The 255-nt window shown below is 49.4% G+C and carries 1 pseudogene; it reads left to right on the top strand.

The annotated features are described in order from the left end of the window. Positions 1–255, top strand: a pseudogene (locus LRL21_RS47510) (nucleoside kinase); the annotation flags it as partial.

The following is a 255-nucleotide window of genomic DNA, read 5'->3' as shown; positions in this document are numbered from 1 at the left end:
GGATGAGGCGGTAACATTTTTCTGCGGTGGTTCTAGGAACTTTTCGAAATTCATAGATCTATTTGACGGCGTGTTTGTCCTCGAGGTCGACCTTAACACATTGAACCGGCGGCTTGACGAGCGACCGAAAAATGAGTGGGGCGGAAAGAAAACGGAACGGGAACTCATTGCGCGATTGCACCAAACGAAAGAAGACATTCCGAAAAACGGAATTATAATCGACGCCACCGCACCGATCGAGCACGTCGTTGACGA

The sequence above is a fragment of the Paenibacillus periandrae genome, assembly GCF_022458865.1.
Taxonomy (GTDB): domain Bacteria; phylum Bacillota; class Bacilli; order Paenibacillales; family NBRC-103111; genus Paenibacillus_S; species Paenibacillus_S periandrae.
This window is presented reverse-complemented; position numbering and strand designations above follow the sequence as displayed.